Raw genomic sequence first — 15966 nt, forward strand, 5'->3', positions numbered from 1 at the left:
CTTAATCGATGTTGGATTTATTTGTATGATACTATTGGATTGGTTGATATATGGAGCTTTAGTGGTTTTGCTTGCGGTGCAAGTAGGGCTGATATGGCGCCAAAAAAATGTACCAAAATTTCGTTTTTGGCTTCGAATAGGTTTGAATGGGCTGCTTTGGCTGGTATTGGTAGGATGGGTCGCAAATCCCCAATGGACGATTAGGAGCAACACAAATCGGGTGTTGGTGGTGGGAGAAAAACTACCCCAAACGGTAATTCAAAAAAACAAAGATAGTTTGCAGATTACTGAAACTTTTCCCCAAAAAGACTTTGCTAAACGCCTTGCTCAAGACCCCAATTTTTCCAAACATCTGGGAGAAATCTATCTTTTAGGGCAAAGTTTTGACGGAGAATTGGTAAGTCAACTCTCTCATAATGACTGGAAATGGCTTCCTTTTTTTGCAAAGGATAGTTTACAAACAATAAAATGGAGAGGAATACTCCGTAAAAATGAATTTCAAGAAGTCGCGGGTGCGTTGGAACTTTCGGAGGCGGCAGTGCTTAAAATCGTTTATGGGCAGCAAGTATTAGACAGTGTTGTTTTGGAAAAAGGATTTCAAAAGTTTCGTTTACGATTCCCTGCTTTTGCGATAGGACGTACGCATACTCAGCTGCTGCTAAACAACCAATTGCTCAAAAATATCGCTTTTTATACCCGTAAGCCTAGTCCTCTAAGTGTTTATTTTATTTTACAAAGTCCTGATTTTGAGAGTAAAACGCTGGCTGAGTGGCTTGGTAAAAAAAATGGAAGTAGGGTAGAGGTATTGACCACCGTAGCCAAAAATACCCAAAGCACCATTGCTATCAACAATGCGGCCAACCAAAAGACCTTTGTACCTGATATTGTCATCACCGACCCAAGCAATGCGTCACATTCCTTGGTGAAAAAAAATATAAGTGAAGGCAGAAGCGTGTTATTTTATAGCTTGACCCAACCCGAATCCGAATTGAAGGGTATCAATCAAATGTTAGGTACGCAATGGTCTGTCCGAAAAATATCCAATGCCGAACTTTTGCCACTTGAAAAAGGAATGACGGTACTTCCCTTTGAGCTGGTCAAACGTATGAATCAGAAAAAAGTGGAAGGGTTTCCTATTGCCGTCCAAAAAGCCGTAGGGCGGGTGGGTGTTAGTTTATTGAACGAAACTTTTCCCCTCAAACTCAGTGGGGATACCTTGACCTATGAGAAGATTTGGGCGGGGGTTTTTCAACAATTAGCTCCTGCGTTGAAAGGAAATATAGCAATGGAAGCGCCCATTTGGAAAGATACCAAAGCGAGTTTTGTTCTTAATCAATGGAATCAACCGAGTGTGTCGCTAGCTAATGATACTGCGCAGGTAAATCCCTCTAATGTGAATCCTCAAACGGCTACCCTGTCGTATGTTTTTAGAGATACGGGTTGGCAACCTTTTCAAGATTCATTACAGATATATGTAGAAACTGAAAACGAGGGTCTTGGCAAGACAAAACAAATAACAGAACTTCTGGAAGCTCATAAAGTGAGCAAATTATCTTCTTCCAAAAACACTCATCAAGATTTAAGGGCTCAATGGCCTGATTGGGCATGGGCTGTGCTGATAGTGCTGTGCCTCAGTATGTTGTGGATAGAACCCAAAATACCAACCCGTTTTTAGAAGACTTTCCAACAACTCTTTCCAAGTTTGAAGAAACCCGTTATTGTAACTTGGAAAGTTTAGTAATAAAAAATAACCCCGCGTTTTTAGACGCGGGGCATAGAAACGGCTGTAGATAGGTGAATGTTAATTTTTAAAGAAAAATTTACTAGGAGCAATTTCGGCTTTTACCGAATCCACGAGCGTGCCATTGGGTTGATAGCGAATCACATAACCTGCTTGTTTGAAGGAAGGAACTAACCCTGCATAAATTGTGCCTGTTTGTGGGTCAACCCCTAAACCTCCCGAAAAAAGACGATTGATGAAAGGCTTGTCGGCGGCGATTGTGGTGGCGTCAATAGAGAAACTGTAAGTTTCCCCTTTTTGCTTGTAGTCATCGGCGGCATCGTAGAAAGAATAGGTATAATAAATCGTTTTTTTATCAGCACTCAATACAAACGAGCTTGGCGACTTAGAGGCATTGGAAGACGTGATTTTTAGGCGGGTTTCGGCGGTTTTGGTTTGTGGATTAAATTTCACCAATTCGCTTCCGGCATAGAGCCAAAGTTTATTGTTGGCATCAAGACCGATAATATGAGGGTTCCGACCTACTTCTACTTGCTGTTTTACGGCATCGGTGGTTATATCAATGACCGATACTTGCGTTTTGCCGCTACCAGTATTGCCCACAAAAGCTTCGTTGCCTACCACTACGATGGTTTCAGCACCGTTTTGTACGGGGATTTTTTTTGATAACTTATTAGTGGTTGCGTCAATAACGGCTACATAGCCAGGGTTTTTGTAGAAATTTGAATAGTCGCCCGTAGCATCCCAGCAAGTGACATACGCCTTGGTATCGCTTGCTTTGACTACCGCCCTAGGATTTTCGATGTCGGTAGAAGGAATGGTAGTGAGGCTCTTGAAAGTACGGGCATTTACGATTTCGATGAGGTCTTTTCCTGCGGTGGAATTATCGACCAAAATCACCCCTTTGTCATTGACTTCGGCGTATCCGCTCAAGCCACCCGCCAACGAACGGCTGTTTTCTTTTTGGAAAATATCATAAGAACCCGTCGTTGAGTTGCGTTGTAAGAGTGAAATGGAGCCGTTGTTGTCTAGGAAATTACCAGCGTTGATGACCAACACTCCGTTGTCGTAGGGTTGGGCAGGTTCTGGCTCAGAAGTACTACAAGCCGAAAACCCGATTACAAATACGCTAGCAAAAAGTAAAGAATTACGATTCATTGGATTGTTTTTTTGATTGAAAATAAAGAACAACATTGAGTGATACCGTCCGCAATGGCATGGCATTTTTCTTAAGATTAGGATAAACAGTATTGGTGAGATTACTGCCTTGGAGGGCTATATCAGTACGCAAGTTTCGTTTGTGTATTTGATAATTGAAGATGGCATTGAGTAGATAATAAGGAGCAAAAGGGCGCCCCGAATGATCGAAGGTGACGTAGCGCTTGGAGTTGAATTGCTGCTGAATCGTGAGCGACGCTTTGCCACGGGTAGCACTGATGGTACTTCCCAAAGCATGACGAGGTACATAGATAAGCTGCTTCCCGATAAAATCTTGGGTATAAGGCCCGTAGGTTTTTTGTTGGGAAGAGTGGGTGAGTCCATAATTGAGCAAGGCATCAATCTGAGTTTTAGCCCATTGAGCTTTGAGATTCCAAGTGATTTCAATTCCTTTCGACAATACTTGCTGTAGGTTTTCGACGCGATAATTACGGTCGGGATTCCAGTATGTCCAATCGTCTATTAAATTATGAAAACCGGTGATTGTCAACTGCATTTGATTGTTGGGAGCTAATCTTTGTTTCCAACTAATGCCTAGTTCCTTGTTAAAACCCTTTTCGGGACGTAGGTCTGGATTACCGAGATTGACCCAATAACGCTCATTGAGGGTAGGCACACGGTAACTCAATGAAGCATTGCCGTTTAGGATTATTTTGGCATTTTTGAATGTCATTGCGGTGTATTCTACCCCTGCTGAAGGAGTAAAAGGAGGACTAAAACGAGTGACCAACGCTTGGCGCAGGTTGAGTGATGTACTAAGTTTTGCCGAAAACTGATGTCGTAGCAGCGCATAAAAATCGGCTCTATTTTCACGAATTGCTTCATTTCCATAGCCATCCACGTGGGCGTTGTAATGCACTACTTCGGCACCTACTTTTAGATTGGTTCCTTTTTCACAATCCCGAATCCACGAAAAATCATGCTCAGTACGCAAAATGAACCTATCGATTTGGGTATGGCTTGGTACTGCATTTTCACCTTTACTATAATCAATAAGGTCACGGATAAAACCCGTTCTAATCAAGGTTTTACCAAGTTGATAAGACCCCAACACCCGGTAAGCTTGCGTACGTGTTACTTCTTGCAGCGGTGGTTGTTGGGGTTGAATGGTGAGGTTGTTGTCGGTCAGCCAGATATTTAGCGTTAATAAATTCCCCTTGTAATGTTGCCAATACAAATCTTGGACAATTCCTTTTTGGGTAGTTTGGGTAGGTTCAAAGTTGTACGTATCTCCTTGTCGATTGCGACGAGGTTCGGCACTAAATCGGTTGTTGAAAACACTTCCATAGAGCATGGTTTTGCCCGAAAATTTCCAATAATCGCTCAAGCTACGGTTAAAACGAAAACCTATTTGTGCACTGTAGTTTTCAGAACTTTCAGCCCTAAGTGCAGTGAGGAGTTGAAGTCCAGTGTTTCGGAATTCGGGAACTGAGCGCAGCTGAATACTTCCCCCTACGGCATCGGTGCCTACGCAACTTGCGGCAGCGCCATATTGAATGCTCATCTGGTCAAAACCTGCAAGTGGAATGGTCGAAAAATCACTTTGGCCTAAAGAGGGTGCATTGATGTTGATGCCATTCCAAAGTACTGCCGTATGATTGGCCGAAGTTCCTCGAAAAGCAATGCTTGTGGCTTGCCCTGGCCCGTAACTTTTAAACGCCACAGGACTCTGGAATTGGAGGAAATCTGCTAATGTGCTATAACGAAAACGAGTCAGTTGAGTGGAGTCGATGTCTTGCACTTTTTGCCCTACCATAAAGCGTTCGGGACGAACTCCCCGCACGGTGACTTCACAAAGACTTTGTTCTTTTTGAGCATAGCTGTGTACTACTACTCCTAAAAGTATACCTAAAGTCTTGAAATCGACAAACCGTAGAAGTTTGTTTATCAAGGTATTGTGATTGAAAGTGAATAAAAAAATCGAACGCTCAATGACGCTTCATTACCCGTAAAGCTTCACTAAGAATGATATTTGGCAGGTCTCCTGACTTGTTTCATTGTCGCATGTCTTCCCATTCTTTTGATTAGAACAGTGACTAAGAGGTGCGCAACAACCATTAGAAACTTACAGTTGCGGGAACAGTTCCCGATTTTCACGGGATTCCCTTTTAAGCCATTCGGCTCGTGCTGAGACGAGCATCAGGCACCAAAAACTGCGGCAAAGGTAAACGAAAAGTTTGCGCTTGTCAAACGCTTTTAAAAAAATAAAACCACCGAGAAGTAAAGGTTGCTCGGTATCTTTCTAAGTGCTTAGGCACAGTTAACGAATAACAATTGACTGTGCACAAGCACTTAAATCTTGTTGGTTAGAAAAAACTAACATGGAAAAGGATCAAAAAACTTCTGATTAGCTTCCATTTTTTTGATTTCTTCTTCGGTGCATATACAAGCGTTGAGTTCGAAGATAATGACTTCTTTATTAAGATCTTGGCCAATGATTACCAATTCGTTTTGACGGTCACCGAAACGTTTGTCCCAACGAGATTCAATCAAAGACCGATTGTCGATGTAAGCCATATAACGAATCCTTTGGTCAAAAGGCATGCTCGCCCACCATACGCCAGCACTTTCGGCGCGCAGAGAGCCTCCCGCTTGACTCCAGTTGAGGGCTTCGTCGGGGCGTGATGCAATCCAAAAAAGTCCTTTTGAACGGATGATACCCGCGTGCCATTCATTCGATAGATAATTCCAAAAACGCTCCGGATGAAAAGGACGTCGGTCGCGAAATACAAACGAACTAATCCCGTACTCTTCGGTTTCGGGCGTGTGAGCAATTCCATTCTTTTGATTTTCAAGCTCTTGAATCCAGCCCGCCGATTGCTCGGCCTTATCATAATCAAAAAGACCCGTATTGAGGATTCGGGAAGGGGCCACTTTTCCAAAACTTGACTCGATGATTTGGGCAATGGGATTGAGCGAATGAATGATTGCTTTAAGTTCTCCCAAGGCGGCCTTCGTTACCAAATCAGTTTTGTTGAGAATGATAATGTCGGCAAACTCAATTTGGTCAGTCAGCAAATTGACAATCGTCCGATGGTCTTTGGGGTCTTCGTTGAGTTCTCTAGTTTGGAGGGTATCTACAGAACCAAAATCTTGCGCAAAATTATAGGCATCTACGACGGTCACCATGCAGTCGATTTGGGCAAAACGCGAAAGGTCGATTCCGTTTTCTTCGTCTTTGAAGGTAAATGTTTGTGCTACAGGAATAGGTTCAGAGATACCCGTAGATTCGATAAGGAGATAGTCAAAGCGTTTTTTCTTGGCTAATTTTTCTACTTCTATCATCAAGTCTTCGCGTAAGGTGCAGCAGATACAGCCGTTTGACATTTCTACGAGTTTTTCTTCAGTGCGCGAAAGGGTATTTTCGCGTTCTACGAGTTGGGCATCAATGTTGACCTCACTCATGTCGTTGACAATCACGGCTACTTTTAAGCCTTCTTTGTTGTGCAAAATATGATTGAGAAGGGTGGTTTTACCCGCTCCCAAAAATCCACTTAATACCGTTACGGGCAGTTTCTTAGGGTTCATGGTTCGTCTATTGGAGTTTTAAATGTTTTTGCAATGATGTTGCAAATATGAACTTGATTTGCCTTTTTTGCAACATTGTTGCAAAAATAAAAACCTTTAAAAAATGAAAATACTACTATGGGCAATGCTTGGACTGAGTCCAGTGTTGAACGGGATTGGTCAGAGATGCGAGACCCATTCTGTGATTACTTGGGAGGCTTTAAAGGATGTCAAGTACAAAAAGAAGTTTAGCCTTGAAGTAGGGGATTATTATTTGTATCCCACCTTTGGTAAAAATGTGATGCAGCTCAATGGCAAGCAAGTAAGTATTCATGGATACGTGATTCCTGTCGATACCGAAGGCAACTACTATGTGCTTTCTAAATGGCCGATGGCGCAGTGCTTTTTTTGTGGATTGGCAGGCCCCGAAACTATCATCATGCTCAATTTCAAGGGAAAACATCGCCGCTTCAAAACAGATGAAAAAATAACATTTTGTGGACGTTTGCGCCTCAATGCAAACAATCTCTATGAACTTAATTTCAATTTGGACGAAGCCACTTTAGCCGATTGAAAAAGGCTTAGAATGGGAGAGGGGGTATGTTAAAAAAATAAGTCAATTGTTTTGAATGAATCTAAATAAGGCTTATGTTTGCAATTATTTATAATTGTTCTAAATAAAAATAAATTGCTTTTACTAACCTTATCAAGTTCATTACATACCGCTTTAATCTCAAAAACTTAAAATTATGTGCGAATATCGAACACTTCACTTAGACTCTAAGATAGGATATGTTATTCAATGCGTTCATTGTAAGCGTATTACGATAGGATTTGGCATCATGACGGTCAGTCGTACGGTAAATGAGTTTTACAAGTTGTTGACGGATGTCCATAGTTGTCATGAATATCATTCTTTGATTGTGATGGATCCCAAAGTCCGAACGATTCCATTTTGGCAGATGTCCGAATCCACCTGTATGACACTATCACTGAATGACTTGCAGCAGTTGGGCGAATTGTTGGATTTTGCGCATGCCAAATTGCAGCTTGAAAAAATGATTTCTTCACTTCCCAAAAATTAAACCTATGAAATCGTTGTGCTTTCGTACCAACATCGACTGTCCATTTCGGCTTCAAAAAGCGGCTTGTGGGCTAGAGGGTTTACGAGGGCGGTATTGTCAGTTTAGTGTAGATTTAATGGCCCAGCATCATTTGTTGACTATTAAATCTGATGAATTAAGGCCCGACGAAGTAATGGAAGTGCTTAGGCAAGAGGGGATATGGTGTGAAGAGGTCCAGCAACCTCAATAAAGGCATGATATAGGTCATATTTTTAAGATACAATAATAGATATGTTTGCTGAAAACCCAATCTTAAAAAACATGGCTGCTCTTAATGAATTTATTGACTCTGCAAAAGTATATCAACTAGTTTTAGAACGTTTTGATGGCGGTTCTACAGCTGGGATATATTCCGAAAAAGGCCGGCAAGAAGTAAATCCTAGTATTGATATGAATCCAGAGCTGATTGAGCTTATCTTGGATTTGTACAACAATGATGAAGATTTTCCCTTTGAGAAAATGCAGAAATTTTCGATTACAGAAATCCTAAATTATTTGCAAGCTACGCATCGATATTACCTCACTAAAAAACTCCCCGAAATAGAGCAATCATTGGTGCATATCTTTAGTAAATATGGCCAAAGTCACCAATTGTTGGCGAGTTTGGCCTATTTCTTCAATGATTATAAAACCAAATTGATTGAGCATATTCGGATGGAAGAAAAAGAGCTTTTTCCTTATATCTCTACCCTGATTCAAATTTCCCAAAAGGCACAAGAGGACACAAGCGTAGCTCCCCTAAAGGCCGCCTTCAGTCTTTCTAAATTTATGGAAGCTCACTCACCTATTGAAGATGAGCTGCAAGAAGTAAGCGAATTGATTAGGAAATATTCAGGTAACCAATCGATGCCATTGCCCTACAAGATTTTTCTTAATCAAGTCGAATTGTTTGAGATGGAGCTTCGTAAACATGCTATCATTGAAGACCATGTATTGGTTCCAATGGCGCTAGAGCTTGAGAAAAAACTCCATGGATAACTCTCAAGTTTGGGAGTTTTGGGCGTCTTAACAACCACTTCTAATGGTAAATTGAAGGTGATTATTAGGCATAAAAATTGTAGCAATTAGTACTTGATTTTGCAAATCAATGGTACCAATTGCTACAGACAAATACATCCTTTATGGCTATCTCTATATGTCTCAAAGCGTAAACAATAACTCAGGTAAGAAAATCTAAAATCAGTTTAGATTCAGTTGAAAAGTAGAAGTGCACGTAGTGTTTGATTACTCGATAAAACAATTTCGTTGTTTGAGTATGAATGAGACTATTGTTGCACTTTCTCTATTTATGGACAGGGGGTTTTGTTAATATTCAGGTGAGCAACTTACTTTTTACGCTTTAAGCTAAAATGCCACTACTATAAATACCTTCATAGTTGCTTATATTTCAGTAAATCAATTTGTTAGTGTGTATATGCTTACTTTGAGCGAGTAAATATTGTTAATTTTCTAACGGTGTTAAATATTCTAGTTGGTGTATTTTTTGATTAAATACGAAACTTTTTAGTGTTTTTCATAAAAAAACCTGTGGAAAATACGCTCCACAGGTGTTAATGGTAAAGGGTTTAGGGTTATGCTTTTTTTACGAGTTTGTAGTCGATGATTGGGCGTCCTCTCGTACCTCCTTCGCTTGGGTGGAAACTAATAAACTTAAGTTTATAATAATTTCCATTGGGGTCTTTGATGATGTAAAAGCGGTCTGTTTTCACCCCTACGGTGGCTCCACTTGTAGCAGTACGCCAGTTGCTTCCAATGGCCCAACGATTTTTGGAGAAGGTGCTACTAGCGATATTCGCCTCGCCATAATTATCATACGAAACAGTGCTAGTCAGGACTTCGGCTACTTCTACACCACCGAGGTAGTTGATTGATACCAAATCAGAGAAATTGTAAGGGACGTCACTTCCGCCGAAGGCAAACGTAAACACCGAATAAGTCCATTGGATATCCCATGTTTTTTTCTTTGGTTCTACCTCTACCGCTCCTTTATCAAATGAAACGTACTTAAAGTTGTAAGTGTCATCTTTGGCAATATCGATGGTTTTGAAAGTAGTTTCGTTGATGTTGGCATACTGCAAAGTATAGCCTCCCGAAGCATTTCTGAGTATTCTGATTTTTTTCCAGGCCCGAGCCGCAATACCCCCACCAGTACCTCGATTGATGATAATGACTTTGTTGTCGGCTTCGGTAGCCGATACTGTCGGAATTGCCGTCTTCGAAAGGTCTCCGGCTATGTCGTCGAAATAGGCAAAGTCGCTAGGAGAAGGTGCTGCTTGATTTATCGCCAAAGTAAGCCCAACCGTATCGGCTGCTACCACCTCCGCAAGGCTAGTTTTGGTCAATACTTTTGCCCCTGCACTAGTGGTATTGTTGAGGATAACTCGGAAGTCGCTTCCTGAGAAAAATCCTAAATCCCAACTTGAGCGAGCTACTGGATATGCTTGGTTGTTGCTAAAATCAACATAGACGGCGTTGCCAGCACTGGCACCACTTTCTGCTCCTATGAGGCCATTCAAAGTGAAGTTGCCATTACTACCAGATGACACAATGGAGGAGAATTTGACCGTAAGCTGTGATACGTCTCCAATCAAAATGGGGCTTGTTGCCGACGCAATTTTGAAAGTAATAGACTCAGTTCCGCTCAAAAATACATTGTCGGTTTTGCTTAATTGAAACGAAGCTTCGCTGCTTTGTGCCGGAATAGTGAGCGAAATCGTATTGTTGGAAGCAGCCGGAGCAGTGGTAAACTCAGTGCCATAGGTAAGACCCGTAGGAGTGATTTGTACTGAAATAGGAATGGCAACATCCGTAGCACGCGTTAGTTTGAGCTTTACCGTAAGGGTTTTGGTATTAGCATCTAAACCTTGTTCGGCGCTTTCAAATACAACTAGATTGTCGGGTAGAGGTGGTTCCTCTTCTTTACACGAACTGACAACTCCCAGGAATACAAGGGTAAAAACAAAAGAAAGAAACTTGTTCATAAAAATTAATTTTAAATAAAGAGTGGAATGTTAAGATTAGTGGCTCCAGCGGGCATTAAGACCTAAAAAATAAGACCGTCCATAACTCATCGGTACAAAGCTGCCTCCTCCGTGAGCACTTCCCGAATCGGTGGCAGTGTTGGTAAGTCGAGTTACATTGAGTATGTTTTTGACGCCTCCGTTGAGGGTCAGGTATTTAGTGATGGGTTTGCTAAGGGTAAAATCTGCCCAGTGAAAATCAGCGACTTCGGCCAGTTTGACGTTGGGAGTTCCTGATGAAGAAAGGGTAGAAGTATAACTGGGTCGTTTGCCCGTGTATTTATAAAAGAGATTGACCTTGGTGTTGATTTTGGGAATATCGTAAGTGATGTTTGAATTCACTTCAGGAGACCACAAAAAAGTAGCAAGACTGGCATCGTCCTCAACCAGTGAATTGTAGCGTCCAATGTAGCTAAAGCCCAGCGTAGCTTGTAGACGTGAACGCACAAATGTATTTTCAAACGTAAGGCCGGTGGTCTTAAACTTATCGATATTAATTGTCATAGAGACTGTAGGCTCATTGGGGTCCACACCATAATTGATTAAGTTTCTAAATTCATTGTAAAAAAATCCTAATGTGCTCTTGAATTGACCATTGCCTTTGGTTTTTGATTGCCACGCTACCGAGCCATTGAAGCTGTTGGAGTATTCGGCTTTCAGGTTGGGATTGCCTTTGATGGAGTGACTGGCATCAAAAAAGTTAAAATATAATTCACGCAATGCCGGAGAGCGGAAACCTCGTGCATAAGCAAAGCGAAGGTCGATGTGGTCACTCAGTGTAAATTTGGTATTGAGCGACGGAATCACGGGGGGGGCATCATACACTGAATTTTTAATGAATCGTAAGCCAGGTCGAATACTTATTTTAGGAGTGGGAGTGATAGAGGATGAAATAAAAAAAGCAAAGTCGTTGATAGTAGGTGTACCCAAGATACGAGGCCCTGCCGTTGCATCCAGCGTAGCGTCAATGCCCGGTTGAAGAGACACCACCGAGCTTAGCTTATACTGAGCTGTTAGTCTTAGGGTTTTGGTGTCGAAGGTCGATATATCTTGCTCGCCTTGTCCTAAAGAAAGGGTACGTTTCCCAGTTCGAAAATCAATAATTGAGGTCTGGGTACGCCGCTGATAATCGGTATATGAAAGTTGCGAATTGATCTGCAAACGCTCGCTGATACGCCAATCTCCTTGGAGCTGGTGCATGTAGCGTTGGGTTATAAATTTCTGATCACGCGCTTGTTGCGTGTTAATGTTTATATTGCCTTCGTTGAGGATGGTTTCGTTAAGAGCATCTAATCGATACCAAATATTCCATTTTTTGCCCGTATAGCCTATTTTGATATTGCCGAGCAATTGGTCTTTGGGGAGCCAATCTTTGGAGCGTTCGGTAGAAGTGCCTTGCCATCCCCCAAAATCGTTGTTGGTCACACCTGCCGAAATTCCCCAACCCTTTTTTTGCCAACCTGCCGCAATACTATGATTGTGAAGGCCTTCGTTGTGCAACAGACGATAAGATTGATTGACGGTTTCTTCTTGCGCACGGGCATTGATCCAAATACGTTGAGTTTCTGATTTTTTAGTAATCACATTGATGACACCCGCTAAAGCATCAGAACCATACGAAACCGACATAGGGCCTTCTACAATCTCAATGCGTTCGATATTATTAATATCAATTTGGCTGAGGCTTTCACGGGTGTCGCCTCGGTCTGTAAGGGGAATACCATCAAGCAAAATTTTGACGTTGCGACCGCTCATCCCCATCAATTGTACATCCGTAGTGCCAAGTACCATGTCGTTCGAAAACCGAAAACCTAGCTCATTGTTGAGTACTCCCAGGATATTGGTAGCGCCTCTTTGCTGAATTCGCTCACTATTGATAATCCTTACTTGGTAAACTGATTTTCTGAGAGATTGAGGTTCGTATTGACCCGTCACTACTACTTCATTGAGCTGGTTTTGTTGGGTTTTTAGGGTAAGGGTAGGTATGGTGTGGATTTTGTATTTTACTTCAATTGGCTGATTGACAGGTTGATATCCAATCATTGAAAACTCAAGTTGATAATTTCCTAAGGGAACATTTGAAAATGAATATTCGCCTTTTTCGTTGGCTACGGCTACCCGCGTAGTAGATTTGAGGCGTACAACTGCGGCGGCGGCAGGCAAATTTTCTTCCAACATTACTACCCCTTTGATTTCGCTCAATGGCAGCTGAGCTGTGGAAGTAGTATGTATTCCAAGGATTATTATGATTCCGAATAAATGTAAATACTTTACCATGTCATTATTATAATGTATTTAGACTATTTCTAAATAATTGACAAAGGTAAAGTAGGGTAATCAAAAACGCAAGAATTAATTTAGACAAAATCTAAATTAATAAAAAAACATAGATCTAAAGTAAAAGTAGAAGGTGAGAGAGATTTCTATGAATCTACTTCTTTTTCGATAGCTATGAAATGGGTAAACACGCCTTCGTGGTTTTGTAAGGGATGAATCTTGATTTGACACCAATAAGGCTCACCATTTTTTCGATAATTAAGGAGTTTGGTTTCTGTTTCTGACCATGAGGCTAACTTATCTCTTACCATTATTCTACTTTTAACACTTGTATCAGGGCCTTGTAAAAAACTAGGAGTTTGTCCTAAGGCTTCCTCCAAATGATAGCCTGTCATTTTTTCAAAATTTTGGCTTGCCCACAAGATGTGTTTTTCTAAATCGGTAATGACAAGCGTGAAGTTATTGCTCAACAAATACCTAAAACTAAAAGGTAGCTGCCAACGATGTTGGCGTTGTAGTTGCTCTAGCTGTAAGATATCTTCTGCAATTTGTTGTTTTTTGGATAAAGAAGGATGAGCCACATCCCAACAGAGCAGTGGAGCTGCCTTGGTAGTTGGCTGAAATTCATGGAAGGAACGCCTTGAGGGAAGAGTAAACATAGCACAGTTAGTTTTGGAAATAATACAAAACGTGCTACTTTTTTGTTTAAAAAAAATATAAAAAAAGCATCCCAAGCCTTTTTGATAATGCTTGAGATGCTGCTTATACTATACTTTTTGGGCAACACTGACCCTTAGCGATTGGGCGGCTTGTACCATGTTTTTGAGGGATAGTTCAGTTTCGGGCCACTTTCTAGTTTTGAGGCCGCAGTCTGGGTTAACCCAAAGGTTTTTGGCAGGAAGTACTAGCAATGCTTTTTCGAGCAAGGCCACCATTTCTTCAACAGTAGGTACGCGGGGGCTATGAATATCATACACCCCTGGCCCGATTTCGTTGGGATAAGCAAAAACCTTAAAAGCATCTAGGAGTTCCATTTGTGAACGTGAAGTTTCGATCGTTATCACATCAGCATCCATTGCCGAGATACTATCTATGATATCGTTGAATTCGGAGTAGCACATATGAGTATGTACCTGCGTTTGGTCATCTACCGACGAAGAGGCGATACGAAAGGCTTTGACTGCATTGTCGAGGTAGGTTTTCCAATCACTCCTGCGTAGCGGTAATCCCTCCCGTAGCGCTGCTTCATCGATTTGAATGATTTTGATTCCTGCGGTTTCCAAATCTGATACTTCATCACGGATGGCCAAGGCAAGCTGAAACATAGTAGTACTTCGCGGCTGATCGTCGCGTACAAAAGACCATTGTAACAGTGTAATAGGGCCGGTGAGCATTCCTTTCACATAGCGTGAGGTAAGAGATTGTGCATAGGTAGCCCATTTGACCGTCATGGGTTGGGGGCGGTCGATATCACCATACAAAATCGGAGGTTTGACGCAACGGGAGCCGTAGCTTTGTACCCAACCATTTTGAGTGAAGACGTAGCCTTCGAGCATTTCGCCAAAATATTCGACCATGTCGTTGCGTTCAAATTCGCCGTGTACCAGCACATCCAACCCCAAAGCTTCTTGCCACGAGATGGCTTTTTGGAGGTGTTTTTCTATTTCTTTTTCATAATCAGCCGAGGTAAGCTCCCCTTTTTTGAACCGCGCTCTTAGTTGCCTTACATCGTCTGTTTGAGGAAAAGAGCCGATGGTAGTGGTCGGAAACAACGGGAGATTGAGCAGGGATTTTTGTATTTGCTGCCTTATCTCAAAATTGCTTTTTCGTACTGTATCACTAGGAGCAAGTGCCGCTAGGCGTTGTTTGACTTGGGGCTTGTGTATGAGCGGGGATACTTGACGTTGTTTAATAGCCTCCTGATTTGGTACAAGCAAGGTCTCATCATTGGTCTGAAATATTGTGTAAAGATCCTTGACTTCATTGAGTTTTTGCTTGGCAAAAGCCATCCATTGTTTGATTTCGGCAGGAAGTTGACTTTCATCTTTTTCGAGTTCGAGATCACAAGGGACGTGCAGTAAAGAGCATGAAGGAGCAATCATGATACGATGTGCACCGAGCTTTGAAACTGCTTTCTTTATAAAAAGGAGCGATTGGGCATAGTCATTTTTCCAAATATTACGCCCGTCGATAATACCCAACGACAACGACATTGGCTCGCGCAGGGCCGTCAAAAGATCATCAAATTGGCTTGGAAATCTTACCAAATCTACGTGCAGGGCACAAACGGGCAAATTGCTAACGGTAAGAATATTGTCGCGCAGCCCATCAAAGTAAGTTGTGAGCAGTGATTTGAGTTGGGGGAAACGTTGACGAATAGCGTCGTAGACGGTGCGTAAGGCTTCCTTTTCTTTGTAGCTCAAATCTAACACCAAACAAGGCTCATCAAACTGAATCCAAACCGCTCCTGCTTTTTGGAGACGGTCGAGTATTTTAAAATAGACTGGTAATAGGCGAGGAAGTAAGTCTAATCGATGAAAACCAGCTTCTTTTTCTTTGCCAAGCAGAAGATAGGTGACAGGGCCCAACAGGACAGGCTTTGTCAGAATCCCTGCTTTAAGTGCTTCTTCAAATTCATTGAATATTTTTTCGGAAGAAAGGGCAAACGTTTGGTCTTGCGTAAACTCAGGGACAATATAGTGGTAATTGGTGTCAAACCACTTTGTCATTTCCATGGCCTTGATGTCGAGATTGTTTTTTTGATAGCCTCTAGCCATCGCAAAATAGAGGTCAAGGGTGCTGTTGTGGGTATTGGCCGCCAAAATAGCTTGGTACCGCTCTGGGATTGCCCCTAGGCTTAAACTCATATCAAGTACATGGTCATAAAACGAAAAGTCGTTGGAAGGAATCAAATCGATTCCTGCTGCTTGCTGAATCTGCCAATGCTGAAGGCGGATACGCTGACCCACTTCAAGTAGTTGATTTTGAGTGATTTTGCCTGCCCAGTAAGATTCACAGGCTTTTTTGAGCTCACGGTGGCTTCCAATGCGTGGATAGCCAAGGTTGTTTTTGAGCATAA

General features: G+C 41.9%; 12 protein-coding genes and 1 riboswitch. Of the genes, 5 read left to right on the forward strand and 7 right to left on the reverse strand.

Annotation, left to right across the window (positions count from 1 at the left end; genetic code table 11):
* Positions 1-25: 25 nt before the first annotated feature.
* The gene (locus tag G563_RS0125315) at positions 26-1675 is read left to right on the forward strand and encodes a hypothetical protein (RefSeq protein WP_037328202.1); all 1650 of its coding nucleotides are present in this window, start codon (positions 26-28) and stop codon (positions 1673-1675) included.
* Between the two features lie 126 nt (positions 1676-1801).
* Here G563_RS0125315 and G563_RS0125320 read toward each other — a convergent pair whose 3' ends face one another.
* The 3 genes from G563_RS0125320 to G563_RS0125330 all read right to left on the reverse strand — a co-directional run bounded on the left by G563_RS0125320 (position 1802) and on the right by G563_RS0125330 (position 6487).
* Entirely contained in the window at positions 1802-2899 is a 1098-nt protein-coding gene (locus G563_RS0125320) for a DUF5074 domain-containing protein (RefSeq protein WP_028667788.1), read from the reverse strand.
* On the reverse strand, positions 2889-4850 hold the full coding sequence (locus G563_RS35870) for a TonB-dependent receptor plug domain-containing protein (protein ID WP_051211199.1): 1962 nt from the start codon (positions 4848-4850) through the stop codon (positions 2889-2891). Before G563_RS35870 ends, G563_RS0125320 begins: the two co-directional genes overlap by 11 nt.
* A gap of 66 nt (positions 4851-4916) precedes the next feature.
* A riboswitch (cobalamin riboswitch) is annotated at positions 4917-5125 on the reverse strand.
* Between the two features lie 150 nt (positions 5126-5275).
* Positions 5276-6487 carry a GTP-binding protein gene (locus G563_RS0125330; RefSeq protein ID WP_028667789.1) on the reverse strand — a complete coding sequence of 404 codons (1212 nt, stop codon included), beginning with the start codon at positions 6485-6487 and terminating at the stop codon, positions 5276-5278.
* Between the two features lie 103 nt (positions 6488-6590).
* Here G563_RS0125330 and G563_RS0125335 point away from each other — a divergent pair, with 103 nt between their 5' ends.
* From G563_RS0125335 to G563_RS0125350, 4 genes are all read left to right on the forward strand, one after another.
* The gene (locus G563_RS0125335) at positions 6591-7040 is read left to right on the forward strand and encodes a hypothetical protein (RefSeq protein ID WP_028667790.1); all 450 of its coding nucleotides are present in this window, start codon (positions 6591-6593) and stop codon (positions 7038-7040) included.
* A gap of 175 nt (positions 7041-7215) precedes the next feature.
* Positions 7216-7551 (forward strand): hypothetical protein, encoded by a 336-nt coding sequence (locus tag G563_RS0125340; protein ID WP_157585603.1) that lies wholly within the window; start codon positions 7216-7218, stop codon positions 7549-7551.
* A gap of 4 nt (positions 7552-7555) precedes the next feature.
* A complete protein-coding gene (locus tag G563_RS0125345) occupies positions 7556-7780 on the forward strand; it encodes a hypothetical protein (protein ID WP_028667792.1) in 225 nt (74 codons plus the stop codon).
* 71 nt (positions 7781-7851) lie between these two features.
* Complete coding sequence (locus G563_RS0125350; protein WP_028667793.1) at positions 7852-8568, forward strand: hemerythrin; 717 nt, start codon at positions 7852-7854, stop codon at positions 8566-8568.
* A 593-nt stretch (positions 8569-9161) separates the two neighbouring features.
* Here the strand turns inward: G563_RS0125350 and G563_RS0125360 are convergent.
* The 4 genes from G563_RS0125360 to metE form a co-directional block, all read right to left on the reverse strand.
* Positions 9162-10571: an HmuY family protein gene (locus tag G563_RS0125360; protein WP_028667794.1), complete on the reverse strand. Its 1410-nt coding sequence runs from the start codon at positions 10569-10571 to the stop codon at positions 9162-9164.
* 36 nt (positions 10572-10607) lie between these two features.
* The gene (locus tag G563_RS0125365) at positions 10608-12887 is read right to left on the reverse strand and encodes a TonB-dependent receptor (protein WP_028667795.1); all 2280 of its coding nucleotides are present in this window, start codon (positions 12885-12887) and stop codon (positions 10608-10610) included.
* Between the two features lie 146 nt (positions 12888-13033).
* Positions 13034-13546: a PAS domain-containing protein gene (locus G563_RS35875; RefSeq protein WP_051211200.1), complete on the reverse strand. Its 513-nt coding sequence runs from the start codon at positions 13544-13546 to the stop codon at positions 13034-13036.
* A 108-nt stretch (positions 13547-13654) separates the two neighbouring features.
* Positions 13655-15964 (reverse strand): 5-methyltetrahydropteroyltriglutamate--homocysteine S-methyltransferase, encoded by a 2310-nt coding sequence (gene metE / locus G563_RS0125375; protein ID WP_028667796.1) that lies wholly within the window; start codon positions 15962-15964, stop codon positions 13655-13657.
* Positions 15965-15966 lie beyond the last annotated feature (2 nt).

The organism is Runella zeae DSM 19591 (assembly GCF_000423565.1).
Lineage (GTDB): Bacteria > Bacteroidota > Bacteroidia > Cytophagales > Spirosomataceae > Runella > Runella zeae.

Coding starts and splice junctions, on each gene's coding strand:
- G563_RS0125365 (WP_028667795.1), bottom strand. CDS start 12,887: ATGGTAAAGTATTTACATTTATTCGGAATCATAATAATCCTTGGAATA.
- metE (WP_028667796.1), bottom strand. CDS start 15,964: ATGCTCAAAAACAACCTTGGCTATCCACGCATTGGAAGCCACCGTGAG.
- G563_RS0125360 (WP_028667794.1), bottom strand. CDS start 10,571: ATGAACAAGTTTCTTTCTTTTGTTTTTACCCTTGTATTCCTGGGAGTT.
- G563_RS0125350 (WP_028667793.1), top strand. CDS start 7,852: ATGGCTGCTCTTAATGAATTTATTGACTCTGCAAAAGTATATCAACTA.
- G563_RS0125315 (WP_037328202.1), top strand. CDS start 26: ATGATACTATTGGATTGGTTGATATATGGAGCTTTAGTGGTTTTGCTT.
- G563_RS35875 (WP_051211200.1), bottom strand. CDS start 13,546: ATGTTTACTCTTCCCTCAAGGCGTTCCTTCCATGAATTTCAGCCAACT.
- G563_RS0125335 (WP_028667790.1), top strand. CDS start 6,591: ATGAAAATACTACTATGGGCAATGCTTGGACTGAGTCCAGTGTTGAAC.
- G563_RS0125345 (WP_028667792.1), top strand. CDS start 7,556: ATGAAATCGTTGTGCTTTCGTACCAACATCGACTGTCCATTTCGGCTT.
- G563_RS0125320 (WP_028667788.1), bottom strand. CDS start 2,899: ATGAATCGTAATTCTTTACTTTTTGCTAGCGTATTTGTAATCGGGTTT.
- G563_RS0125340 (WP_157585603.1), top strand. CDS start 7,216: ATGTGCGAATATCGAACACTTCACTTAGACTCTAAGATAGGATATGTT.
- G563_RS0125330 (WP_028667789.1), bottom strand. CDS start 6,487: ATGAACCCTAAGAAACTGCCCGTAACGGTATTAAGTGGATTTTTGGGA.